This window comes from uncultured Jatrophihabitans sp. (genome assembly GCF_964244045.1).
In the GTDB taxonomy this organism is placed as follows: Bacteria; Actinomycetota; Actinomycetes; order Mycobacteriales; family Jatrophihabitantaceae; genus Jatrophihabitans.
Genome location: NZ_CAXTHK010000012.1, coordinates 65,067 through 87,636 on the forward strand (window position 1 = coordinate 65,067; position 22,570 = coordinate 87,636).

The 22,570-nt window shown below is 70.2% G+C and carries 30 protein-coding genes; 14 read left to right on the forward strand and 16 right to left on the reverse strand.

The genetic code is table 11. From position 1 onward, the window contains the following. Window positions 1-16 precede the first annotated feature (16 nt). A complete protein-coding gene (locus tag ACFFC4_RS11165) occupies window positions 17-811 on the reverse strand; it encodes an SOS response-associated peptidase (RefSeq protein WP_375500775.1) in 795 nt (264 codons plus the stop codon). 95 nt (window positions 812-906) lie between these two features. On the opposite strand from ACFFC4_RS11165, the gene ACFFC4_RS11170 reads away from it, so the two are divergent. Genes ACFFC4_RS11170 through ACFFC4_RS11180 form a run of 3 tightly spaced genes read left to right on the forward strand, consistent with a single transcriptional unit; the run spans window position 907 to window position 2,708 of the window. After that, the gene (locus ACFFC4_RS11170) at window positions 907-1,419 is read left to right on the forward strand and encodes a general stress protein (RefSeq protein WP_375500777.1); all 513 of its coding nucleotides are present in this window, start codon (window positions 907-909) and stop codon (window positions 1,417-1,419) included. 32 nt (window positions 1,420-1,451) lie between these two features. Next, window positions 1,452-2,060 (forward strand): alpha/beta family hydrolase, encoded by a 609-nt coding sequence (locus ACFFC4_RS11175; RefSeq protein WP_375500779.1) that lies wholly within the window; start codon window positions 1,452-1,454, stop codon window positions 2,058-2,060. A 60-nt stretch (window positions 2,061-2,120) separates the two neighbouring features. Beyond that, window positions 2,121-2,708, forward strand: coding sequence for a GNAT family N-acetyltransferase (locus tag ACFFC4_RS11180; protein ID WP_375500781.1), 588 nt, complete (start codon window positions 2,121-2,123; stop codon window positions 2,706-2,708). Window position 2,709: 1 nt separating this feature from the next. On the opposite strand, the gene ACFFC4_RS11185 is transcribed toward ACFFC4_RS11180, so the two are convergent. The 5 genes from ACFFC4_RS11185 to ACFFC4_RS11205 form a co-directional block, all read right to left on the reverse strand. Beyond that, window positions 2,710-3,357, reverse strand: coding sequence for a response regulator (locus ACFFC4_RS11185; RefSeq protein ID WP_375500783.1), 648 nt, complete (start codon window positions 3,355-3,357; stop codon window positions 2,710-2,712). Beyond that, entirely contained in the window at window positions 3,354-4,613 is a 1,260-nt protein-coding gene (locus ACFFC4_RS11190) for a GAF domain-containing sensor histidine kinase (RefSeq protein ID WP_375500785.1), read from the reverse strand. Before ACFFC4_RS11190 ends, ACFFC4_RS11185 begins: the two co-directional genes overlap by 4 nt. Next, window positions 4,610-5,020: a hypothetical protein gene (locus tag ACFFC4_RS11195; protein ID WP_375500787.1), complete on the reverse strand. Its 411-nt coding sequence runs from the start codon at window positions 5,018-5,020 to the stop codon at window positions 4,610-4,612. The genes ACFFC4_RS11190 and ACFFC4_RS11195 overlap by 4 nt, the downstream gene beginning before the upstream one ends. A gap of 362 nt (window positions 5,021-5,382) precedes the next feature. Beyond that, the gene (locus tag ACFFC4_RS11200; RefSeq protein ID WP_375500789.1) at window positions 5,383-6,000 is read right to left on the reverse strand and encodes an FAD-binding oxidoreductase; all 618 of its coding nucleotides are present in this window, start codon (window positions 5,998-6,000) and stop codon (window positions 5,383-5,385) included. A 9-nt stretch (window positions 6,001-6,009) separates the two neighbouring features. Continuing rightward, entirely contained in the window at window positions 6,010-6,270 is a 261-nt protein-coding gene (locus ACFFC4_RS11205) for an SRPBCC family protein (protein WP_375500791.1), read from the reverse strand. 68 nt (window positions 6,271-6,338) lie between these two features. Between ACFFC4_RS11205 and ACFFC4_RS11210 the strand changes: the two genes are divergently transcribed. Further along, a complete protein-coding gene (locus ACFFC4_RS11210; protein WP_375500793.1) occupies window positions 6,339-6,887 on the forward strand; it encodes a hypothetical protein in 549 nt (182 codons plus the stop codon). Here the strand turns inward: ACFFC4_RS11210 and ACFFC4_RS11215 are convergent. Together ACFFC4_RS11215 and ybaK are read right to left on the reverse strand one after the other, a co-directional pair. Next, complete coding sequence (locus ACFFC4_RS11215; RefSeq protein WP_375500795.1) at window positions 6,774-7,649, reverse strand: hypothetical protein; 876 nt, start codon at window positions 7,647-7,649, stop codon at window positions 6,774-6,776. The genes ACFFC4_RS11210 and ACFFC4_RS11215 overlap by 114 nt on opposite strands. A gap of 241 nt (window positions 7,650-7,890) precedes the next feature. Beyond that, window positions 7,891-8,367, reverse strand: coding sequence for a Cys-tRNA(Pro) deacylase (ybaK, locus tag ACFFC4_RS11220; protein ID WP_375500797.1), 477 nt, complete (start codon window positions 8,365-8,367; stop codon window positions 7,891-7,893). A gap of 67 nt (window positions 8,368-8,434) precedes the next feature. Here ybaK and ACFFC4_RS11225 point away from each other — a divergent pair, with 67 nt between their 5' ends. The 4 genes from ACFFC4_RS11225 to rsrA all read left to right on the forward strand — a co-directional run bounded on the left by ACFFC4_RS11225 (window position 8,435) and on the right by rsrA (window position 11,269). Further along, on the forward strand, window positions 8,435-8,893 hold the full coding sequence (locus tag ACFFC4_RS11225; protein WP_375500799.1) for a MarR family winged helix-turn-helix transcriptional regulator: 459 nt from the start codon (window positions 8,435-8,437) through the stop codon (window positions 8,891-8,893). Further along, entirely contained in the window at window positions 8,890-10,257 is a 1,368-nt protein-coding gene (locus ACFFC4_RS11230; RefSeq protein ID WP_375500801.1) for an FUSC family protein, read from the forward strand. Before ACFFC4_RS11225 ends, ACFFC4_RS11230 begins: the two co-directional genes overlap by 4 nt. A gap of 152 nt (window positions 10,258-10,409) precedes the next feature. After that, complete coding sequence (locus tag ACFFC4_RS11235; protein WP_375500803.1) at window positions 10,410-11,003, forward strand: sigma-70 family RNA polymerase sigma factor; 594 nt, start codon at window positions 10,410-10,412, stop codon at window positions 11,001-11,003. Next, on the forward strand, window positions 11,000-11,269 hold the full coding sequence (gene rsrA, locus ACFFC4_RS11240) for a mycothiol system anti-sigma-R factor (RefSeq protein ID WP_375500805.1): 270 nt from the start codon (window positions 11,000-11,002) through the stop codon (window positions 11,267-11,269). Before ACFFC4_RS11235 ends, rsrA begins: the two co-directional genes overlap by 4 nt. 6 nt (window positions 11,270-11,275) lie before the next feature. On the opposite strand, the gene ACFFC4_RS11245 is transcribed toward rsrA, so the two are convergent. Beyond that, window positions 11,276-12,229: a D-alanyl-D-alanine carboxypeptidase family protein gene (locus tag ACFFC4_RS11245; protein WP_375500807.1), complete on the reverse strand. Its 954-nt coding sequence runs from the start codon at window positions 12,227-12,229 to the stop codon at window positions 11,276-11,278. A gap of 111 nt (window positions 12,230-12,340) precedes the next feature. Here ACFFC4_RS11245 and ACFFC4_RS11250 point away from each other — a divergent pair, with 111 nt between their 5' ends. After that, window positions 12,341-13,027: a response regulator transcription factor gene (locus tag ACFFC4_RS11250; protein ID WP_375500809.1), complete on the forward strand. Its 687-nt coding sequence runs from the start codon at window positions 12,341-12,343 to the stop codon at window positions 13,025-13,027. Then, the gene (locus ACFFC4_RS11255) at window positions 13,018-14,094 is read left to right on the forward strand and encodes a sensor histidine kinase (protein WP_375500811.1); all 1,077 of its coding nucleotides are present in this window, start codon (window positions 13,018-13,020) and stop codon (window positions 14,092-14,094) included. The genes ACFFC4_RS11250 and ACFFC4_RS11255 overlap by 10 nt, the downstream gene beginning before the upstream one ends. A 73-nt stretch (window positions 14,095-14,167) precedes the next feature. Here the strand turns inward: ACFFC4_RS11255 and ACFFC4_RS11260 are convergent, their stop codons facing one another. Next, window positions 14,168-14,629, reverse strand: coding sequence for a tRNA (cytidine(34)-2'-O)-methyltransferase (locus ACFFC4_RS11260; protein ID WP_375500813.1), 462 nt, complete (start codon window positions 14,627-14,629; stop codon window positions 14,168-14,170). A 246-nt stretch (window positions 14,630-14,875) separates the two neighbouring features. Here ACFFC4_RS11260 and ACFFC4_RS11265 point away from each other — a divergent pair, with 246 nt between their 5' ends. Continuing rightward, entirely contained in the window at window positions 14,876-16,420 is a 1,545-nt protein-coding gene (locus tag ACFFC4_RS11265) for a sensor histidine kinase (RefSeq protein WP_375500815.1), read from the forward strand. 51 nt (window positions 16,421-16,471) lie between these two features. Here ACFFC4_RS11265 and ACFFC4_RS11270 read toward each other — a convergent pair whose 3' ends face one another. Both ACFFC4_RS11270 and ACFFC4_RS11275 read right to left on the reverse strand, forming a co-directional pair. Beyond that, window positions 16,472-16,723, reverse strand: a complete 252-nt coding sequence (locus ACFFC4_RS11270) for a WhiB family transcriptional regulator (protein ID WP_375481557.1) — start codon at window positions 16,721-16,723, stop codon at window positions 16,472-16,474. Window positions 16,724-17,032: 309 nt separating this feature from the next. After that, window positions 17,033-17,980 (reverse strand): diacylglycerol/lipid kinase family protein, encoded by a 948-nt coding sequence (locus ACFFC4_RS11275; RefSeq protein WP_375500817.1) that lies wholly within the window; start codon window positions 17,978-17,980, stop codon window positions 17,033-17,035. A gap of 55 nt (window positions 17,981-18,035) precedes the next feature. Here ACFFC4_RS11275 and ACFFC4_RS11280 point away from each other — a divergent pair, with 55 nt between their 5' ends. Next, complete coding sequence (locus ACFFC4_RS11280; RefSeq protein ID WP_375500819.1) at window positions 18,036-18,446, forward strand: hypothetical protein; 411 nt, start codon at window positions 18,036-18,038, stop codon at window positions 18,444-18,446. A gap of 12 nt (window positions 18,447-18,458) precedes the next feature. Here the strand turns inward: ACFFC4_RS11280 and ACFFC4_RS11285 are convergent, their stop codons facing one another. The 4 genes from ACFFC4_RS11285 to sodN are packed head-to-tail and all read right to left on the reverse strand — an operon-like array spanning window position 18,459 to window position 20,782. Next, on the reverse strand, window positions 18,459-19,265 hold the full coding sequence (locus ACFFC4_RS11285; RefSeq protein ID WP_375500821.1) for a SigB/SigF/SigG family RNA polymerase sigma factor: 807 nt from the start codon (window positions 19,263-19,265) through the stop codon (window positions 18,459-18,461). Further along, window positions 19,262-19,666 (reverse strand): ATP-binding protein, encoded by a 405-nt coding sequence (locus tag ACFFC4_RS11290; protein WP_375500823.1) that lies wholly within the window; start codon window positions 19,664-19,666, stop codon window positions 19,262-19,264. Before ACFFC4_RS11290 ends, ACFFC4_RS11285 begins: the two co-directional genes overlap by 4 nt. 58 nt (window positions 19,667-19,724) lie before the next feature. Continuing rightward, window positions 19,725-20,366: a histidine phosphatase family protein gene (locus ACFFC4_RS11295; RefSeq protein ID WP_375500825.1), complete on the reverse strand. Its 642-nt coding sequence runs from the start codon at window positions 20,364-20,366 to the stop codon at window positions 19,725-19,727. A 20-nt stretch (window positions 20,367-20,386) separates the two neighbouring features. Next, a complete protein-coding gene (sodN, locus tag ACFFC4_RS11300; RefSeq protein WP_375500827.1) occupies window positions 20,387-20,782 on the reverse strand; it encodes a superoxide dismutase, Ni in 396 nt (131 codons plus the stop codon). Window positions 20,783-20,872: 90 nt separating this feature from the next. On the opposite strand from sodN, the gene ACFFC4_RS11305 reads away from it, so the two are divergent. Then, window positions 20,873-21,202: a helix-turn-helix transcriptional regulator gene (locus ACFFC4_RS11305; protein ID WP_375500829.1), complete on the forward strand. Its 330-nt coding sequence runs from the start codon at window positions 20,873-20,875 to the stop codon at window positions 21,200-21,202. A 148-nt stretch (window positions 21,203-21,350) separates the two neighbouring features. Next, the gene (locus ACFFC4_RS11310) at window positions 21,351-22,568 is read left to right on the forward strand and encodes an NADP-dependent malic enzyme (RefSeq protein ID WP_375500831.1); all 1,218 of its coding nucleotides are present in this window, start codon (window positions 21,351-21,353) and stop codon (window positions 22,566-22,568) included. The last annotated feature ends 2 nt before the right edge of the window (window positions 22,569-22,570 follow it).

Genomic DNA, 22,570 nt, shown 5'->3' on the forward strand with positions numbered 1-22,570 from the left:
AGCGAACCGGGCGGCGTCAGATCTCCAGGGCCTGCTGCTCGGGTTGCTCGGCCACCGGTGCGGCTGAGGCCGGGGCGATGAGCTCGGGCCCGTTGTTCTTGACGTTGCCGACGGCCGGGCCGACCTCGTACGGCTCGAGGCTGGCGACGGGCAGCTCGTCGAGCATGAGCTGCGCCGTGCCTGCCTCGCCGCTGGAGCAATCGAGCCACTGCTCGCGCAGCGACGGCGGGATGACGACCGGGTTGCGATCGTGGATCTCGCCGAGCAGATCGGTGGCCTGCTGGGTGATGATCGTGTACGTCCAGAGCCAGCGCTGCGGGTCGTCGTCGGTTCGCGAACGGTCGCGCCACAGCTCGTAGAGCCCGGCGAAGGCGAGCAGCCCGCCGTTCGGGTCGTGCAGGAAGTACGGCGTCTTTCCACCGCCGTCCAGCTTCTGCCACTCGTAGTAGCCCAGTGCCGGGATGAGACAGCGCCGCGCGGCCGCGGCCTTGGCGAACGCAGGCTTGCTCGTCACCGTCTCGATCCGTGCGTTGATCATCCGCGCGCCGCCTTTGGCGTCCTTCGACCAGCTCGGGACGAGACCCCAGCGGGCCGTGCGCAGCTGGAGGACTGTCGGTGCATCGTCGTCGGCGCCGTGCGGACGACGCTCCACGACGATGCGTCCCGGGTCGGTCGGCGCCACGTTCCACGACGGTGGTGGCGGGTCGTCGAGCGTCTCCTCGACATCGAACTCGAGCGTCAGGTCCGGATCCGACGCGACGCTGACGTAGCGGCCACACATGCCGTCCATTGTGCCCGCGCCAGCAGGCATCACCTCTCGATCAGCGCACAGCATTCACACCGCTTCGACACAGCTGTCACGGGGATCGTAGGTCCTGTCAGGCTTCCCAGAGGAGTTGATGAGCCATGACCGCCTTCGCGACACCGTCCGTCCCCTTCACCACGCCGCCCCGTTTCGACGCCACCTACATGGCGTGGAACACGGTCGCGAGCTACGACGACTACGCCGACGCCCAGCGCGCCGTCGACCGGCTGTCCGACGACGGCTTCCCGGTCGAGTACATGGACATCGTCGGTTCGGACCTGCGCCTCGTCGAGCGGGTGACCGGACGGCTCACCAAGGGCCGCGCCGCCGCCGCCGGCGCGGCCAGCGGTGCCTGGTTCGGGCTGCTGATGGGCATGCTGCTGGGCATCTTCACCAGCGGTTCGTGGTTCGGCCTGCTGATCGCCGGTGCGGCGATCGGCGCGGCCTGGGGTGCCGTGTTCGGCTACCTCGGCCATGCCGCGACCCGCGGCACGCGTGACTTCGCGTCTTCGCGCACCCTGGTGGCCACCCGCTACGACGTCGTGGCCCGCAACGGTTACGCCGACGCCGCCCGCAGCGGCCTGCAGAGCGCCGGACTGCGCACCGTCGCGTAGCTCGACATCACCGCGCCCGGCATGCTGGGCCGGTGCCGACCATCGAGATCCCGACGACGGCCGGCCCGGCGCACGTCGAACTGAGCCGGCCCGTCCGTCCGCAGGCACTCGTCCTGCTCACGCACGGGGCCGGCGGCGGCGTGCAGACCGTGGATGTACTCGCCGTCCGTGACGCTCTCGTCGCGGACGGCGTGGCCGTCGCCCTGGTCACCCAGCCCTACCGGGTGGCCGGTCGCGGCGCCCCACCGGCGCCGGTGCGCCAGGACCCCGCCTGGCTCGAGATCGTGGCGGCGGTCCGCCGCGGCCGCGGGCTCGCCCGGCTACCGCTGATCCTGGGCGGCCGCTCGAACGGCGCGCGGGTCGCGTGCCGCACCGCAGCCGCGGCGGGCGCGCACGGCGTGGTCGCGCTGGCCTTCCCCCTGCATCCGCCGGGGCGCCCGGAGAAGACCCGGATCGCCGAGTTGGAGGGCGCCGGCCGACCCGTCCTCGTGGTCCAGGGTGAGCGTGATCCCTTCGGGATGCCCCCACCCGGGGCAGGACGCGAGATCGTCGTCGTGCCGCGGGGAGACCACTCACTCCGGCAGGACGTGCACAGTGTCGCCACGGCCGTCCACGCGTTCGTCACGACACTTTGCGATTGAGCCACGGTGACCAGGCGACCACCAGGCACCAAGCAGCTGGACTTGGAGCATGATGGCCGCGTGGCAGAGCTCGACGACCCGGTCAGCGCGTTCGCATACGGCGATTCGATCCTCGTCGGTGAGCTGATCCGGTTGCGCGGTGTGCGCGACGACGACTTGCCCGTCCTGGCCGGCTGGGAGATGGACGCCGGCCGCATGTCGACCCTGTCGAACTGGGTGGTCCCCCCGTCCGAGGCCGCGGCGAAAGAGCGCATCGCGGGTTGGTCGGCGAACGACAAGGACGACCTCGGCTTCGCCATCGAGACCCTGAACGACCCGCCGACGCTCGTCGGGAACCTGGGCCTGTTCGGCGCCCGCCCGAAGGACCGCTGCGCCACCATCGGCATCGCGCTCGGTCGCGACCACCTCGGCCGCGGCTACGGCACCGACGCGATGCGCGTCATCGTCGACTATGCCTTCCGCGAGATGGGACTGCATCGTCTGCAACTGGTAGTGGCGCCGTACAACAGGAGGGCTGTCCGCGCCTACGAGAAGGCCGGCTTCGTCGAGGAGGGCCGGCACCGTGAGGCGGTCTGGCACGACGGTGCGTGGTACGACGAAGTGCTCATGTCATTGCTTCACCACGAGTGGGCGGACCGACGCGCGTGAATCACTGCTCCAAGCCGGCTTCACGGGCGATGACGATCGCCTGGGCCCGGTCGGCGACCTGCAGTTTGCGAAAGATGTTCGAGATGTAGTTGCGCACCGTCTTGGGTGACAGGGACAGCCCGCGCGCGATGGCTGCGTTGTTCGCGCCGGTCGCCATCAGCCGCAGCACGCCACGTTCGCTGTCGGTGAGATCGGGGAACGGTCGGGCGGCCGGTGCCGGCTCACTGAAGAACCGCATCATGCGAGCGGCGATGCCGCGCGAGAACAGCGCCTCGCCGCGGCCGACCGCGACGATCGCCCGGGCGAAGTCGTCGGCGTCCATGTCCTTGAGGACGTATCCACGGGCTCCGGCGCGCATGGCCGCGAAGACCGAGTCGTCGTCCTCGAACATGGTCACGACCAGGACGTTCGCGCTCGGTGCCTGCTCGGTGACCGCACGGATGGCCACCAACCCGCCGCCGCCGGGCATCTGCAGATCCATCAGCACAAGGTCCGGAGCCAACTCGACGGCCAGGGCGACGGCGCTCTCCCCGTCTCCGGCCTCGCCGACCACCTCGACCCCCGGCACGGTCGACAGCAGCGAGCGCACACCGCGCCGGAACAGCGTGTGATCGTCGGCGATGAGCACCCGCAGTAGGTCGTCGCTCATGAGGCGGCTGACGATCGCAGCGGCATCACGGTGGTGATCGTCGTGCCCGCACCGCTGGTGAGCTGCACCATGCCGCCGAGTTCGCCGGCGCGCTCGCGGATCGCTGAGATTCCGACGCCCTCGATCAGCGGCGCGGGCAGGCCGTGGCCGTCATCGCTCACGCGCAGGCACACCTCGTCCGCCGTCAACTCGAAACTCACCGCACAGCGTCGCCCACCCGAATGCCGCGCGGCGTTGTGCAGCGCCTCCGACGCGATCCGGTAGAGCGCGACCTCCACTGCTGCGGGCAGGTCCGGCAGTTCGTCAGGGTGGACGGTGACCTCCAGGCCCGATTGTGCGGCCGGATGATTGCGCAGCGCGGCGATGAGGCCGAGTTCGTCGATGAGCGGTGGACGCAACGCGTACACGAGGCGGCGGATGTCGGCGGTGGTCTCGTCCATACCGTCTCGGACCTCGCTGAGCAGGTCGGCGGCGCGCACCGGGTCGGCCGTCAGCAGGCGGGACACCGCGCTGAGTTGCGGCTTCATCGAGGCCAGGGTCGGCCCGAGCCCGTCGTGCAGGTCGCGACGGATCCGGCGCCGCTCCTCCTCACGGGCGGTGACGAGCGCGGCCCGGGATGCCTGCACCTGCTCCGACGCCCGGATCGCGTACAGCGCGACCCCGAGCTGCTGGGCCGCGTCGGACAGCAGCTTGAGGTCGCGGTTGGACAGCGTGGTCCGCGCGTGCCGTGGGGCGACGTACAGGTGGCCGATCTCGCTGCCCTGGTAGGTCAGCGGCATGTCGGCGACGTCGCGGTCGGACGGGCGCTCACCGATCACGCTCGTCTCGGTGTCGCCGTCGACGATCGACACGTAGGGAACGTTGAGCGTGCGGGCGATCATCAAGGCCAGCGCCGGGTCGCCGCTCGACGGGCCGGTCGGCGTCGTGGAGTCGATCTGACGGTTGAGCTCGGTCATCACCGTGTAGGAATCGTCGAGGTGGCCATAGACGACATCGTCGACGGCGAGCCGCAGCCAGCGCCGTAGCGGCTCGATCGTGACCGCGATGATGCCGATGGCGATGGCGTGCGCCCACCAGTCGATGTGCGAGTCGGTCTCGCTCAGCCCGTCGGCGACCAGGACCAGCATGTACACGGTCGCGATCCAGCCGAGCAGGACGAGGAAGACGAGCGTCGTCGCCAACCAGCGGGCGGAGCGGTTGCTCTGCACCGTGCCGGCCGTGCGACGTGCCCGCCTGCCCTCGTCCAAGGCGGTCATACCTTTTGCTTGGCTTTCGGTTCGGCGGCGATGCTGCGACGGGTGTCCCGGCGCAACAGGAAGTAGATGACCGCCGCGGAGATGACGAACCCGAGCACCGAACTCACCTTGTCGAAGGTGGTCGGCCCGAACGGGATGCCGGGCAGGGAGATCAGCACGTTGACCACCATCAGCACGAGAGTGACGATGACGCCCCAGCGCTGGCTGCGGAAGACTCCGTACGCCGCGACGACGCCGATGAGGCCGATGACGACCTCGACCAGGATGACGACGTAGGGCGGCTGGTTGCTGCTGTGGTTGATCTTGTGGGCGCCTTGCGGCAGGAGCGACAAAGCGACGATTGCGTTCGCCAGCGACAGCAGGCCGGCGAGGACAGCCGCGATCGTGTAGTTCCGAGAACGAGTCATGGCAACCTCCGAGGACGGGCCGGCCCGAGGCCGGACGTGCCGGCAATCACCGGCTCGCCCAGCCTCATTGTGGCGCTGTCCCACCGTCTGCGGACCCATGTCCTGAACGCTGCGGAAGATTTCCCAACCCGAGCGTCCCAGTTCGGTCGTCAGGCGTCGACGGTCAGGTTGCCGAGCGGGGTCGAACAGCAGAGCAGGATCTCGCCCTTCGCGATCTCGCGTGGCCGGATGCCGCCGTTGTGCTGCATGTCGACCTCGCCGGCCAGGAGCGTGTTCTTGCAGCACGGTGTCGCCCGCCTCGCACGGCACCACCTTGCCGGTATCTGCCAGGTCCGGGGCGAGGGCTTGCAGTAGCTCCAGGGTCAGCCGGCCCCGCGGCGCACTCCAGCGCTCGTCCGGGCGTCGTCCTCGCAGATCGGGGTGACGCGTACACCCGGCCGTGCCGCCGCAATGTCGTCCAACTCGGCGCGGAAGACGATGTCGCGCGGCGTGCGGGCGCTGTGCACGAACACGACGTCGAGCGTGGTGTCGCGAAGCAGCGTGCGGGTCATCGACATCAGCGGCGTGACGCCGCTGCCGGCGGACAGGAGGAGGTACTTCGATGCCGGGTGCTCGGCGGTGCTGAACCGGCCGAGCGGGCCGGTCACCGACAGTCGGTCGCCGGGCACGAACCGGTCGTGCAGCCAGTTCGACATCGGCCCACCGGGCACGCGCTTGACGGTGATCGTCAGGGTCTCGGTGCAGGTGGCAGGTGGCAGGTGGCAGGTGACAGGTGACGAGATCGTGTAGCAGCGCTCGATGTCCTGCCCGTCCACCGCGGCGGCCACGATCACGTACTGCCCGGCGTCGAACGAGAAGCGCCGACCGGCCGGTGACGCTAGGACGAAACTGCACACGTCGTGGGTGATGGGCACGACTGCGCGGATCAGGTCCTCGTCGATCCCCGCATTGAGTTCGGTGCGGCTCAGCAGGCCCGTCATCCGCAGACCTCACGCAGCGGGTCGATACCAGACGCAGAACGACTCGACCTGGTACTCGCTGAGCGTGTACGGGCCGGGCTCATAGGTCGGGCTGCTCACGCCGAGCTGCGCACGGGCGACGAGGGCGGCGTCCTGGCGGTTGGTGTGGCGCCACGTGTCGGTCAGTTCCGCGACGTCGTAGTCGACACCCTCGACGGCGTCCTCGCGCACCAGCCAGGTCGAGCGCATCAGGGTCTTGCCCGGCGACAGCGGCAGCGCTCTGAAGCTCACCGCGTGATCGCTCAACACGTGAATCCAGGTATTGGGCTGGTGGTGCTCGACAACCGCCCCAGCCGTGCGTGCGGCAGGTCACCGAGCAGTGTGCGGCACAGGGCGCGCCCGTCGGGACTGAACGACTCGCCGGCTCCGTCGAGCGGCTCGCGCTGGATGCGAAAGCCGGAGCGGCGTTCCAATTCCTCGACGCGAGCGAACGGCGGGCCGAGCTCCGTGCATGCGTGCTGCAGGTCGGCGTCGGCCTGCAGGTAGCGCTCAAAGGCCGCGTCAGCTCGGCAACTCGGTTCTACCTGCGCTCGCTGGCGGAGGCCGTGAGCAACATCGAGGCGTCTGATGTTCCGGAACTGCATCACGCGGTGCGGGATATCACCGCGTCAACCGCAGCCATCCAGAGGCGGATCGAGACGGGACAACACGGTGTCTACCTGCGCGCGGCGGCGTTCATCGATGATGCGGCACGCACGCTGCCGGCGGCTGCAAACCCATCCCTCGTCCTCGCACTACGCGACCTGACCATGCTCGACGGCGCGCTCGCCCGCCTTGCCCACGCACTGGACATGCACGTCCGCGACCACGACACCACCGACCTGCTGAGCACACCCACAACCACGTAGCGACGCACGTTTTGATGTGCAGCCCTGCCCGCTCAGGAGTTGGCGTCGGCGACCGAGGAGGACCGGGCAGCTGACCGGGTGGCGGCCCAGGTGGCGACGAGCTTGAGCCCGTCGGCGGTCGGGGTGTCGGGGTCGGCGGTGTAGATGTTCAACTGCAGCTCGGGGTCGGACGGTAGCTTGCATCGCCTCGAAGTTCAGGTCCAGCTCGCCGACGGCGGGGTGGCGCAGTCGCTTGCGGCCGGTGCGGTAGAATGTGACGTTCTGCGAGGCCCAGTGCTGGCGGAATGCCTCGGACTGCGTGGAGAGTTCGCCGACGAGGGTGATGAGGTCCTTGTCGTGCGGGTTGCGGCCAGCCTCGAGTCGCAGCATCGCGGAGGCGTCCCTGGCCATGCGGTCGTAGTCGACGAAGAACTCGCGCGCGGCGGGGTCGCGGTACAGGAACCGCGTGGTGTTCGCCGGCCGCCTGCTCGTCGCGCCTGCGACGGCGGAGTCGAGCACCGACGAGTACAGGGCCAGGGCCAACGGGTTCATCGCGAGGATGTGTGCCGGGCATTGCGTACCCAGGCCGGCACGTCGGGCGGCCAGCACCTGGTGGATGACCGGCCGCACAGTGCTGGGGGCAGTGCGTCGCCGCCGGGTCGAGTGGCCGGCGGCGCGGGCGAGCGCGAACAGGTGCTCGCGCTCGGCCTCGTCGAGCTGTAGCGCGTTCGGGATGCCGTCCAGCACGGAGTCCGAGGCGCCGGCGAGGTTGCCGCGCTCCATCCGCACGTAGTAATCGATGCTGACGCCGGCGAGCAGCGCGACCTCCTCGCGGCGCAGCCCTTCACCCGGCGGTTCCCGCCACCGTAGGCGGGTAGTCCGGAGTGATGCGCTCGCGTCGGGAGGCGAGGAAGTCTTTCGCCTGGGTGCGTTGGTCGACGTCCATGCGATTCACGATAGGCACCGTGGTGCGCGAATGAGAGGCACTGCCGTTACCCCGTAGGAGCTGCGGCGCGCGCCGGACTCAGCCCGTCGAGATATCCGCGACGAGAGCGCTGGTGACCCGGACGAGATCGGCGGGCGCCAATTCGACCTGCAGCCCGCGCTTGCCGGCCGAGACGTAGACGGTGTCGAACAGCTCGACGGACTCGTCGGCTACGACCCGCAGCCGCGTCTTCTGCCCGATGGGGGAAATGCCGCCGACGACGTAACCGGTGGCTCGGGCCGCCGCGGCGGGGTCGGCGAGTTCGGCGCGCTTGCCGCCCAGCGCTGCGGCGAATGCCTTGACGTCGAGCCGCGCTGCGACGGGCACGATCGCGCAGGCGAGCGTTCCGTCCACGGAAGCGATCAGGGTCTTGAACAGCTGTTCGGGTTCGACGCCGAGCGCCGCGGCGGCCTCCTCGCCGTACGCAGTCGCCCGCGGATCGTGCGCGTACGGGTGCAGCGTGAAGGCAATGCCCGCTGACGTCAGCGCTGATGTCGCAGGCGTCCCGGTGGCCACGTGTGCAGGGTAGTCAATCCCGTGCTGGCGTCAGGTACTTCGCGTCCGCTGACGATATAGTCAGCATATGCGTACTACTGCCGATCAGCTCGCTGAGGCGGCGGTGGTCCGCCGGGCGGCAACGTCGCTGGCCGCCCGGGCCCGGGCCGAGCGAACGGGGCGGCTGAGCCTCAACCAGGTCGCCGCGCTCGGCCGCATCCTTGTCGTGGGCCCGATGACGCCGGGGGAGCTGGCCGCCCAGCTGGGCACGCTGCCGCAGTCCCTGACCCGGACGCTGCAAGCGCTCGTGGCCGGGGGGCTGGTGGGTCGGACGCCGGACCCGTCCGACGGGCGGGCCGCGCTGCTCACGTGCACGCCGGCCGGGCGCCGCGCGCTGCGGGAGGAGATGGCGCCCCGCGACCGCTGGACCGCGCGCGCGATGCGCGACCTCTGCACCCCCGACGAGCGCCAGACCCTGCTGGCCGCGGCCGAGATCATGCAGCGTCTCGCCGCCCACGGCAGCGGCGTCGCCCCCGTCGAGGCATGAGCATGCGGGCTGTTGCGTTGGCTGTCCGCCCCGCGGCCGTAGTCATGGTCGCTGTGCTGGGCTCGCTCGGCACCGGTTGGGCATTGCACGCCACGGTCGGCGCGCCCGAGCAGTTCATCGTGCTCGCCGTGGTGCTTGCCCTGACGCTGCGCCGGGTGCGGCCGCGCGGTGTGCACGACAGCGCAGTAGCAGCCGGTGAACTGGTGGTGGTCACCGTCGTGGCCGGCCTGACTGGACGGTTGCTCATCGACGTGCCCTGGGCGGGCGCGACCCTGATGACCGCGGGCCTCAGCATCGGCATCCTGGCCCGTCGCTACCGCCCGCAGGTACGCCGGGCCGGTCGGCTCGTCGCGCTGCCCTTCGTCGCGTTGCTGGTCACCCCGGCACCGGTGGTGGACGGACGCCCGCTCCCACTGGGCTGGGCCGTCGCCGCGGCCGGCGTCGGCCTCGCCTGGAATCTGGCTGTCGCCCCGTTACTGCCCGCCGGCGCCCCGACGAGCGAGCCTGCCGAGACGCCGGCTCGGCGCCGCCTCGACGCCCCGACTCGGATGGCGGTGCAGATGGCGCTCGGCGTGGGCGCGGCGTTCGTGTTCGGACACCTGCTGTTCGGGCAGCACTGGGGGTGGACGGTGCTGTCGGCGTTTCTCGTGGCCAGTGGCAACCGCGGGCGCGGCGACGTCGTGCACAAGGCGGGTTTGCGCGTGGCAGGCGCCCTGGGCGGAACGGTGCTCGCGTCGGTGGCTGTCGCGCCGCTCGGTGCCGGCCACCGCGGGACTCTGGTCGCGCTGTTCGCGGTCCTGTTCATCGGTCTGGTGCTGCGCGAGCGCAGCTACGCGTGGTGGGCCGTCGCGGTCACGGCGATCGTTGCCCTCCTGCACGCCTACTACGGCGAGGGTGGGACGTCGGCGCTGGCCGAGCGGGTGCTGGGCGTCCTTGTCGGCTCGGTGCTCGCGGTCGCGGTGGCGTGGTTCGTGTTGCCCGTGCGCACCTCCGACGTCCTGCGCCGCAGGCTGTTCGACTGTCTCGCCGCGCTCACCGACGCGTTGGGTGACGACGTTCCCGACGCACCGGCGCGGTACGCCAGCTGCCTGGGGCGGTTGGAAGAGCTCGCTCCGACCCTGCGCGGCCACCGGCGCGTCCTCGCCCGCCGCGCCACTCACCACCCGGTGGACGCATTGGGCGCGCTGCGCGGGCTCGACCTCCACGTCGATGTCCGAGCCGATGCCCGCTATCGGCGCCGGCTGCGCGCCCAGACGGTGTGGGTGCGCCGCTCGGCGGCCGGGCGTGACGCCGGGCCCCGTCCCGACCTCGTCCCGGAGCTGGCCGTCGTGCACCGGGTCCTGTGTGCCGGCCGCCGGCCTTGAGCCGGAATGTCCGCGGCCCGCGAGCGGTTCCACCGGGGTAGCCAAGAGGGAGATGCACGCTGATGACGGTGTCCACGCTGGAGCGACCGATGGGTGGCCGCGCGCTAGGCTCGACCCCTGACCTGCGGAGCGATTCGCATGAGGGGAGCACGGTGGCGGAGGAGACGGTAGAGGCTCGTCGGGCCCGGTTCGAGCGCGATGCGCTGCCGTTCCTCGACCAGCTCTACGCCGCGGCGATGCGCATGACGCGTAACCCTTCCGACGCTGAGGATCTCGTCCAGGAGACGTTCGTGAAGGCCTACGCCGCCTTCCACCAGTTCACCGAAGGTACGAACCTCAAGGCCTGGCTCTACCGCATCCTGACGAACACCTTCATCAACACGTACCGCAAGAAGCAGCGCCAGCCACTCGAGTCCGGTAACGAGGACGTCGAGGACTGGCAGCTCGCCCGCGCCGAGTCACACACCTCCAGCGGGCTGCGCTCGGCCGAGATGGAGGCGCTCGATCACCTCCCGGACTCCGACGTCAAGGACGCCCTGCAGGCCCTGCCCGAGGATTTCCGGTTGGCCGTGTACCTCGCCGACGTCGAGGGCTTTGCCTACAAGGAGATCGCTGAGATCATGGGCACTCCTATCGGCACTGTGATGTCCCGCCTGCATCGCGGGCGCAAACAACTGCAGAGCCTGCTCGCCGACTACGCCCGCGAGCGGGGTCTCATCCGCACCGGAGCGGGGAGCGATTCATGAACGTACGGATGGGCTTCGGGCCGGGCAACATAGACTGCGGGGACGTCCTCGAGGAGTTGTCGGTGTTCCTCGACGACGAGACCGACGACGCGACCAAGTCGCGCATCGCGCAGCACCTCAATGCCTGCAGTCCGTGCCTACGCCAGCTGGGCCTCGAGAAGGACGTCCGGGCGTTGATCAGTCGCTGTTGTGGCGGCGACCGTGCACCTGACAGCCTGCGCACCCGCATCTCGGTACGCATCACCGAGATCACCCTCGTCGAGTAGCGCTGTTCAACCGCCCGCGGGCGAACCGATGTGGGCGGCAAGCTGGTGCGCTGCCGTCAACCCGGCGGTGATGTCGTGGCGTCCCCGCTGCCCGAGCACCACCCCGAGCACCTCGGTGAGCTGGCGGTGCACCACACGCGTGGTTCGGAACATGAAGCAACCGCCGGCCGCGTCGTCGGAGCCCGTCTTCGTACCCACGAACCCCTCCCGTCCCAGTAGGATGTCGGTGTTGCGCACCACCCCCGCCACGGGCAGCCGGTACGACGTGCGTGAGACGAGATCACTGATCACTGCGTTGCCGGCGACGGCCGTTGCCAACGTCAGCTGGTCGCGGGCCGTCGACACCGTGCGCGGGTCGAAACCACTCGGGTCGACGTAGCGGGTCTGCGCCATGCCCAATCGGCTCGCCGCTGCGTTCATTCGAGCCACGAACTCAGCAGTCGACCCGGCGACGCGGCGCGCGAGCAGCACGGCCACGTTGTTTGCCGAGGGGATCAGCAGAGCTGCCAGGGCCTGCCGCTCGGTGAGCCGCTCACCAGCAGCGACGCGCACCACCGACTCGTCGCGGCTGCGGCGTAGTACATAGTCCTGCACGTCGCGTGCGGTGATGGTCAGCGACGGTCCCTCGTCGCGCCCGCGCAACGGCATGCTCTGCAGCACGACGTAGGCAGTCATCACCTTGGCCAGGCTGGCGATCGGTACCGGATCCTGCGCCGCGCTGGCGTGCACGACCGTGCCGACGCGGTAGGCAGCCTGCCCGATCGTCGGCCACCCGTTCGCACCCAGGTAGGAGCGGCGTAGATCAGTGCTGCGGACGCGGGCCGCGGCGACGTATCCGGCCGCGGCGAGTAGGACAGCAACGACGACCAGGGTGACCAACAGGACCGGCCGCCGGCGGCGCGACGGCACGGCGGGCGAGGCGGGCGGGTCGAGGACTGTGGTCACGCGGAGGCCGGTCATGGCTGTGACGGTGCCGGGCAGCGGCTATGGTCAACGTTCCGTCGGCGCTTATGCCGCGCTTATGGCCGCTGCGCCAGGCTGGCGCGACCGACCGGAGGCAGGGAGGACGTCGTGCGCGTGCTGTTGGCCGACGACGAGCGGCTGCTCGCCGACACCGTTGCCGACGGTCTGCGCAAACTCGCGATGGCCGTCGACGTCTGTTACGACGGCGAGGCCGCGCTCGAACGGTTGAGCGTGCACCGCTATGACGTCGCCGTGCTCGACCGCGACATGCCGCACCGCACCGGCGACGAGGTCTGCCGCTGGGCCGTCAATGCCGAGCTCGGCACCCGCATCCTGATCCTCACCGCCGCAGCCGGCATCCGCGACCGCGTCGACGGTCTCTCGCTCGGTGCCGACGATTACCTGACCAAGCCGTTCGCGTTCGCCGAGCTCGCCGCCCGCATCCAGACGCTGGCCCGGCGCCCGCCCGTGTCCGCGCCGCCTGTCCTGCAGCACGCCGGCGTCGAGGTCGACATCCCGCGGCACCGGGCGTTCCGCGACGGGCGGTTGCTCGACCTGACGCCCAAGGAGTTCGCCGTCCTGACCGTGCTGCTGCGTTCGGCCGGCACCGTCGTCAGCGCCGAGGAACTGCTCGAAAAGGCGTGGGACGAGCACGCCGACCCGTTCACGAACGCCGTGCGCGTGGCCGTGATGACGCTACGCAAGAAGCTCGGTGAGCCGGCTGTCGTACACACCGTGCCACGCATCGGTTACCGGCTCGGGACCGGGTCTGACGGGTACGAGCCGTGCAACTGACCCCGCGCAGACGGGTGTTGCTCGTCCTGCTGGTCACCTGGCCCGTGGCCTTCGTCTGGGTCGGGTGGATGGCGCTGCTCGGCTACTCGCTGCTCGAGAAGAGCAGCACCTACGACACCAGCTGCGGTGGCGGTCTCGGGCGAGTGAACCTTCCCGGTGTCATCGCCGGCTGCGACCGCATCTTCAGCCCGGCGACGGCCTGGGTCGAGCTGATTGCCATGGCCGCGGTGCTGGGTGCAGCCGCCTACAGCCTGGCCCGTTGGACGGTGTCACCGGTGCGCGCGATGGCCGACACCGTCGAGCGGCTGGGGCCCACCAGCCTGGGTCTGCGACTGCGCCGCGAGGGCCCGCATGATGAGACCCGCGCGCTCGCCGACGCGGTCGACAACATGCTCGACCGGGTGGCCGCAGGCTACGAGGCGCAGCGACGTTTCGCAGCCAACGCCTCGCACGAGCTGCGCACGCCACTTGCCACCCAGCGAGCGGTGATCGAGGTCAGCCTCGGCAACGCGCTGACCGCCGACCAGCTGGAGCTGGTGTCGCGGCAACTGCTCGCGACGAACGAACGCAATGAACGGCTCATCGACGGGCTGCTCACCCTCGCCGAGACCGAACGCGGGCTGCTGTCGCGGCAACCGCAACCGCTTGATCGGATCGTGCGCGATGCGGTAGACCTGCAGGCGCCGTTCGCGAAGGAACGCGGCGTGCACGTCGAGCTCGAGTCCCGCCCCACGACCGTCCGCGGCGAGCTGCCCCTGCTTGAACGCCTTGCCGGGAACCTCGTGCAGAACGCGATCAAGTACAACGTCGAGGACGGTCAGGTGCAGGTGAGCGTGGACCCCGACAGCGGCCTGACCGTGACCAACACCGGCCCTGCGGTTGCTCCGAGCGACGTAGCCGGGCTGTTCGAGCCGTTCCGCCGGATGAGTGGCGAGCGGCTCGACCACGGCGGCGGAGTCGGCCTGGGGCTGACGATCGCGCGCTCCGTGGTGGCGGCCCACGGCGGCGAGATCGAGGCGAGCGCCAACGCCGACGGCGGGCTCACCGTTTGCGTCCGGTTGCCCTGACCACTCCCGGCTTCGCGCCTGCAGCGGTCGCAAAATCTGCGATTTTGGCGACCACTGCAGGCGCGAAGCCGGGTCAGGCGCCGGCGAAGCCGAGCTGCCGCCACGCCTCGTAGGTGGCAATCGCGGCCGAGTTCGACAGATTCAGCGAGCGGCGTCCCGGCAACATCGGGATGCGCACGCGTTCGGTGATGTGCGGGTCGGTGAGCACGTGCTCGGGTAGGCCGTCGGGCTCGCCGCCGAACACCAGGACGTCACCGTCGCGATAGGCGATGTCGGTGTACGACGTGCTTGCGTGGCTGGTGAACGCGAACACCCGAGCCGGACCGAGTGCGTCCCACAGCGCGGCGACGGAGGGGTGCACCGTCACGACCGCAAGGTCGTGGTAATCGAGCCCGGCCCGGCGCAGCTGAGCGTCCGCCAGGCTGAACGCCAGCGGCTCGACGAGGTGCAGATGCGTGCCGGTGGCCGCCGCGGTGCGGATCGCGTTGCCGGTGTTCCCAGGGATGCACGGCTCGACGAACACCAGCTGCAGCACGTGCCCGAGCGTAACTACTCGCCAGCGCGACCAGGGGGACGACGAGCAAGGACGGCCACCGTTATCGCGGCGGGTACGGGCAGGCGGGGCGGGCGGTTCGTCGACGGCATTGTCTCTCCTCTGAATGTCGTCAGCCTGAGACTGCGCGGAAACATTCGTACGACATGCCCCGTTGGCACCCCCTTGCGCCGGTGAGTTGCCGCCCCGGCGCGGAGGGCACAGCACGCAGTGGCAGGCTCGCTATCGATGTCCGCGCTCACCGAGACCCTTGCCGCCCGTACCTCACTCGACGACGTCCAGGTCGATCACATCGCGCGCCTGGTCGGTGAATGGCAGCTGCTCTCGGACCTCGCGTTCGCCGACCTGCTGCTCTGGGTGCCGGTCGCGGTGCCCGCCGCCGAAGCGGGCAGCGTCCCGGCGTTTCTGTGCGTGGCGCAGTGCCGGCCCACCACCGGGCCGACGGCCTACCAGCACGACCAGGTGGGGATACTGCAGGTCGGCGGTCGGGTTGCGCCGCTGCGCGTCGCATACTCCGAGTCGCGGATCTTCCGTGAGGTCGACCCCGACTGGGACGGTGACCTACCCATCCGCCGAGAGGCCATCCCGGTGCGTTGCGGCGAGGACGTCGTGGCCGTCATCGGCCGCGACGCCAACCTGGCCAGCGTGCGCACACCCAGCCAACTCGAGCTCGTCTACCTGCAGAGCGCCGCGGACCTGGCCGGCATGGTCGCCGACGGCACGTTCCCGGCCACCGACTCGCCGGTGGAGGAGGGCGCAGGCCCGCGCGTGGGCGATGGCCTCGTGCGCCTCGAGCCCGACGGCACGATCATCTACGCCAGCCCGAACGCGCTGTCGGCGTTCAACCGGCTCGGCGTCACCGGCAACGTTCTCAGCGAGCCCATCGACGCGCTGACCAGCACCGTCGCCGATGACCCGTTCGACGCCGGCGACCTCGCTGCCGCGGTGGCCGACGCCATTGACGGCGGACACCCGGCCAGCATCGAGATCGACGGCGGGGGAGCGACGATCCTCTTCCGCGCCCTGCCGCTGCGACCCCGCGGCGAGACGCTTGGCGCGCTGCTGTTGATGCAGGACGTCACCGAGCTACGGCGTCGCGACCGGCAGATCCTGTCGAAGGACGCCACGATCCGCGAGATCCATCACCGGGTGAAGAACAATCTGCAGACGGTGGCCGCGCTACTGCGGCTGCAGGCCCGCCGGGTAGCGGTGCCGGCCGCCCGGACGGCGCTCGAGGAGTCGATGCGGCGCGTGCAGTCGATCGCGCTGGTGCACGAGACGCTGTCGGTGTCGATCGACGAGGCTGTGAACTTCGACGAGGTCGTCGACCGGTTGCTCGGCATGCTCTCTGACGTCATGGGCTCTGCCGAGCGGGTGCACGCGGCGCGCGAGGGCACCTTTGGTGAGGTGCCGGCCGAGATCGCGACCGCGCTCGTGCTGGTGATGACCGAGATCGTGCAGAACGCCATCGAGCATGCATTTCCAGACGAGCGGTCAGGGACGGTCACCGTGTCGGCGCAGCGCAGCCGCGGCTCGTTGAGCGTCACGGTGCGCGATGACGGGGTGGGCCTGCCGCCGGAGTTCTCCGGAGCGAAACCCGATCGCCTCGGCCTGCAGATCGTGAACACGCTGGTCTCGGCCGAACTCGGCGGAACGGTGGAGTACCGTCGGCTGGCCGCGGACGGCGGCGTCGGCGGTTCTGGCGGTTCTGGCGGCACGGAGGCGATATTGCGGTTGCCACTCGCGCCGCGCAAGTCCCGCTCGTCCGCGTGACTACCGAGGGACGATCCGGATCCTGCGCGACGTCGAGGGGGCGTTCATGGGTCAGGCGAGGCGGGCGCGGGCCCGCGCGTTACGGCGCTTCAGGGCGCGCCGTTCGTCCTCGGACAAACCGCCCCACACGCCCGCATCCTGCCCTGATTCCAGAGCCCAGGTCAGACATTCCTGAATGACCGGGCATCGCCGGCAGACCATCTTGGCCTGCTCGATCTGCAGCAACGCAGGTCCCGTGTTCCCGATCGGGAAGAACAGCTCCGGGTCCTCGTCACGGCAAATTGCTCGGTGCCGCCAGTCCATTGTCAAAATCTCCTCACTCGGCGCGCGTACGCACGAGCATCGTCGCTCGTTCGCCTACGCTTGTGAATCCTTTCACGAGCGCACCCGCGGTTTCAAGCACATCCGGCTGCGCTCCTGCGCACATCCGAACACCTCGGTGCGGATACGCGCACGTGGCGTGTAAATACCTTGCAGAGCTTTGGGGGCTCGGGCCGTGTACGCGACGGCCCGTGTGCCAGCCGTGCAACCCGACCTCGGCGACGGTACGCGGTTCGTGGGCCCGGGTCGAGGTCTGTCACCAGCCGTGACGCTCTGAGTCGGTCGATTTCCTCAGTCCTGCGGGGCCTGCTCGTCCGGTGCCACGACGACATCGAGGGCGCGGGGAACGGTCCGAAAGGTCACCTTCGAACGGGTGTCGAGCGCATCGCCGTCGACCTGGAAGGCGATGGGCTCGTCGGCGATGACCGTCACACCGTCCAGGTCCTCGGCCACGAAGGCGCCGCGCCGGCCGATCCGAGGGCGCGGGCCCGCCAGCCGCGCCATGCTGAACAGGATGCCCAGCGCGCTCATCCGCCGCCGGGCGTAAAGGCCCAGCCCGGTGTCGAAGGTGGTGTTGGGCGTCGGGTGCAGCGGCTGGTTGCCGACGTACGTCCACGGGTCGGTGTTCGTGAGCACCGTGAAGAAGACGTCGTCGATGCGGGTGCCATCGGGCAGTTCGACGTGCAGCGTGGGGTGCCGGCGGTCGGTGCGCAGGAATTCGCGGACTCCGACCCGTGCGTAGAGCGTGTGCGTCGAACGGCGGCCCTGCCGTCGCTTGCGTTCGACGCCGTGCACGATGGCCGCGTCGTAGCCGAGCCCCGCGGAGAAGCAAAAATAGCGATCGTCCGCGAGGGCCATGCTGACCTTGCGCCGGGTGCCCGCACGTAGCCCCTCGAGCAGCGACCCGGTGGCCTCGAAGAGATCGTTGGGCAGACCGAGCGCGCGGGCAAAGACGTTCGTCGACCCGGCGGGCACGATGCCGAGGGCCGGGATGCGGTCGTGCACGCCGTCGGTGAGCAGGCCGTTGATGACCTCGTTGACGGTGCCGTCGCCGCCCAGCGCGACCACGACGTCGGTGCCATTGCGCATGGCCCGACAGGCCAGGGCGGCGGCGTGACCGCGGTTGGCGGTGCCCACGACCTCGAGGTCGGCGACGCCGCCGAGGGCATGCGCGAGGACATCGCGCTCTCGGTGGGTCGTCGCCGTGGCGTGCGGATTCGTCACGACTAGAGCCCGCATCCGGCCAGCCTACGGCCCGCACGAGGCCCGGCACGCCCGTGGCTAGGCTGGACAGGTGCATGGCTACCGTGCCGCGTGGCGCGGTGCCCCCGTCCCGATCCGGGTGGCCGCCGTCATCCTGATCGTCGAGGCAGCGGGCCTGACCGGTCTGGGCCTGTTCGAGATCGTGAACACCCTGCTCGGTGACCCCGACAGCGTGGGACGCGCGCTGTTCGGCGGGGCGTTCGCGCTGCTCGGCGCCGCGGCCCTGCTCGTCGGCGCGCGCGGGCTGCTGCTGCTGCGGCCCGCGGCCCGCACCCCGATGGTGGTGCTGCAGCTGCTGGCCATCCCGGTGTCCTACAGCCTGGCCTTCCAGGCCGGCCGGGTCGCCTACGGTGGTCCGATCCTGGTGGCCGCGGTGGCCGTGCTCTACCTGGTGTTCACCCCGCCGGCCCGCGCCGCACTGGACCGCGAGCCGCCCCGCTGACCGAGCCGCGAGTCACGACTTGCGGCGGCGCTGCTCGACCTCGGGTTCCGGAGCGCCGAGACTCTCGCGCATCCGCTTCAACCCGCGGGCGACGAGCCGCGACACCTGCATCTGCGAGACGCCGACAATCGCCGCGATCTCGGTCTGGGTCTTGTTGGCGATGAAGCGCAGCAGCAGGATCTCGCGTTCGGCTTCGGGCAGGTTGGCGATGACCTTGCGCAGCATGGCGCGTTGCTCGACCTGCTCGAAGCCCTCGTCGATGGTGCCGAGCATGGGGTGCTCGGGCACGGTCTCGCCCGGTGCGGCCAGCACGTCGAGCGGCACGCCGGAGTAGGCGCGGGCGGCGTCGAGCGCTTCGAGGACGGTCTCCTCGTCGATCTCGATCCGCGACGCCAGCTCGGGCACCGTCGGTGCTCGGCCGAGCTCCTGGCTGAGGTCGGCCCGGGCCGCGTTCAGCGTGGTCTGCAGTTCCTGCGCGCGGCGCGGCACGTGGATCAGCCAGCCGGTGTCGCGGAAGTGCCGTTTGATCTCGCCGAGGATCGTCGGGGTGGCGTACGTCGAGAACTCGAGCTTGCGCTCGGGGTCGAAGCGGTCGATTGCCTTGATCAGGCCGATGGCACCGACCTGGACGAGGTCGTTCATCGGCTCGTTGCGCCCCGAGAAGCGGCGCGACAGGTAGACGACGAGCGGCATGTGCAGCTCGACGAGCTGGTCGCGCAGCAAGCGGCGCCGCGGGTCGTCCTCGGACAGCTCGTGCAGTTCGGCGAGCAGCGCGGACGCCCGGCCGTGATCGCGGCTCGGCCTATCAACAGTGGTCACGCTGGCGCTGCCTCACGGGCCTTGACGACGGAGATGGTGAGCTGCGTGTCGGCCTTGACGACGTCGACCGAGGTGGCCAGCGCGCCGAGCACGGTCCAGCCGAAACCGTCGCGGTCGGGCTCGGCGGCATCGAGTGTCGACACCGACGCGGACACCTGCAGGCGCCCGGTGGCGAGCTCGAAGCGGGCCGTGAGGCGGGACCCGTGCGAGGCGTGGGGTAGCAGGAGTGCGCAGGCCTCGTCGACGGCCAGGCGCAGGTCCTCGATGTCGTCGATGGTCAGCTCGCAGCGGGCGGCGAGGCTCGCTGCTGTGAGCCGCAGCGTGGAGACGTAGGCAACATCGGCCGGAGCGGCGACCTCGACGATGTCGCGGTCGACGCGGGTCGGTTCCGGTGCGCTCATGTGCTTCCTTCGGTCGTCGAACGGATCGGGTGCTGCCTGGCTGCGCGGTCTGCGCCGCTCACGCGGCCGGGTTCGGCATGTTCCACCGGACCAGGGCCGGCTTCCCGTGCTCGGCTCCCAGCACCGACGGCGCTGCCGTGCCTAGCAGCAGACTAGCGCCGCCCGCGGCGGGCAGTCCGATCCACCGGGCTCCGAGCACTCGGCTGAAGTGCCCGTGCCCGAACAACATCACCGGTCCATCGGCGAGATGTCCCGATATGCGCTGCAGCACCCGGTCGGCGCGCTGCTGCACGTCCTCGACGCTCTCGCCGTTCGGGCAGCCGTCGGCGAACACGGTCCAGCCCGGCCGGGTTTTGTGGATCTCCCGGCTGGCGATGCCCTCGTAGTCGCCGTAGTCCCACTCGCCGAGGTCGGCGGTGGTCTCGTCGACCGTGATGCCGGCGAGGCGGGCGGTGTCGACCGCACGCGACAGCGGCGAGGACAGCACGAACGCGGGACGCACGGTCGTGAGCAGCTCGCGCAGGGCTGCAGCCTGCCGCTCGCCGTCCGCGGTCAACGGGATGTCGGTGGCTCCGGTGTGCTGCCCGGAGATGCTCCACTCGGTCTCGCCGTGGCGCACCAGCCAGACCTCGGTGGAGTCGGCGAAGGCCGGCTCCACCGAGGTCTGAGCGGTGGTGCCGGCCTTCGCGGGTGACGTCATCTGCGTCGTGAGCAGTTCGCTCAGGCGGCCTTTGTCTCCCAGAAGATCTTGTCGATCTCGGCGATCAGGCCCAGCAGCTCATCGGCCTTGGCCGGGTCGACCTCACCCTTGCCGCCAGACGCGCCCGCGGCCTTGGTGGCTTTGTTGAACAGCTCGTGCAGCTGCGGGTACTTCTCGAAGTGCGGCGGCTTGAAGTAGTCGGTCCAGAGCACCCACAGGTGGTGCTTGACCAGCTCCGAGCGCTGTTCCTTGATGATCAGCGCGCGGGTGCGGAAGACCGGGTCCTCGTTGCCCTGGTACTTCTCCATGATGGCCTTCACGGACTCGGCCTCGATGCGCGCCTGAGCCGGGTCGTAGACCCCGCACGGCAGGTCGCAGTGGGCGTGAGCCACGGTGGACGGGTGGAACAAGCGCATAGCCTTCCTCCAAAGTCGGGTCGCCGTCAGGCGAACGATTTTGACCCTACTCCCGCATCCATGCCCGTCTGAAAGGGCCGCTGATCAGCCATGTGGCGCACCCTGCTGCCGCTGCGCGTGGTCGAGGTGTCCGGCCCGTCGATGGTCCCGACGCTGCACCACGGCGACGTCGTCCTCGTCCGGCGAGCCGGCCGTCGTGGCCGGGTCTCGGCTGGTGACGTCGTGCTGGCCCGCTTCCGCTCGATGCCGGATCGGCTGGTCGTCAAGCGCGTCGTGCGTCAGGTCGACGACGGATGGTGGCTCGCGTCCGACAACACCTTCGCCGGCGGCGGCAGCGAACTGCACGGTGTCGCAGACGTGGAGGCGCAAGTCGTGCTGCGGCTGCGGGGTCCGGGCCCCCGTTTCCTCGCGCGCCAGTGACGCGCCCATGACCTGAGCCCGCGTCACGGCAGACGCCCGGCAACCTGTGTCACACTCCACGGAGCGGGCGAACCCCGCATGCCACACGATCTGCGCCACAACCTGGCCGGGACCATCCCGGGCATCGCCTCGATGCCCGAAGTCAGCCATGGGAGCAGCAGTGAGCACCGACGTCCGCGCCGCCGCGCACATCTCCGAGCCAGCCACGAGCGTCTCGCGCGAGGAGATCTTCGCCGCGCACGAGGGCGGGAAGCTGGTGGTGCACAGCACCACGCCCCTCACCGACCGCCGCGCCCTGTCGCTGGCGTACACCCCGGGGGTGGCCGAGGTCTGCAGCGCGATCGCCGACGACGAGGCGCTCGCCCGGCGCTACACCTGGCGCTCGCGGCTCGTGGCCGTGGTCAGCGACGGCACCGCCGTGCTCGGGCTGGGCAACATCGGGGCCGCGGCTGCGCTGCCGGTGATGGAGGGCAAGGCAGCGCTGTTCAGCGAGTTCGCCGGCCTCAACTCCGTCCCGATCGTGCTGGCCACCACCGACGTCGACGAGATCGTGGAGACCGTCCAGCGCATCGCGCCGTCCTTCGGTGGCATCAACCTCGAGGACATCTCGGCGCCGCGCTGCTTCGAGATCGAGGCCCGGCTGCGCGCGACGCTCGACATCCCGGTATTCCACGACGACCAGCACGGCACCGCGATCGTCGTGCTGGCCGCGCTGCGCAACGCCGCAATAGTCACCGGTCGCACGCTCGCCGACTTGCGGGTGGTGGTTTCCGGCGCCGGAGCGGCCGGCGTCGCGTGCACCAAGATCCTGCTCGCAGCGGGTATCGGCGACATAGCGGTGGCCGACTCGAGGGGCATTGTGCACCCCGGTCGCCAGGATCTGCCGTTGGTCAAGGCGGAGCTTGCCCGGATCACGAACCGGGCCGGGCTCGCCGGTTCGCTGTCCAACGCCCTCGAAGGCGCCGACGTCTTCCTCGGACTGAGCTCGGGTGCGGTGGGCGAGGACGACGTCGCGCGGATGGCCGACGACGCGATCATCTTCGCGCTGGCCAACCCCACCCCGGAGGTCCATCCCGAGGTCGCGCACCGGCATGCGGCTGTGGTGGCCACCGGGCGCAGCGACTACCCGAACCAGATCAACAACGTGCTGGCCTTCCCCGGCGTGTTCGCCGGGGCATTCGACGCCGGTGCGCGGGCGATCACCGAGAACATGAAGCTGGCCGCGGCTCAGGCGCTGGGCGATGTCGTGGCCGACTCGCTCGAGGCGACGCACATCGTGCCTACCCCGTTCGACCCGCGGGTGGCACCGGCCGTGCGCTCGGCGGTAGCCGAGCAGGCGCGGCGCGACGGTGTCGCCCGCGCCTGATC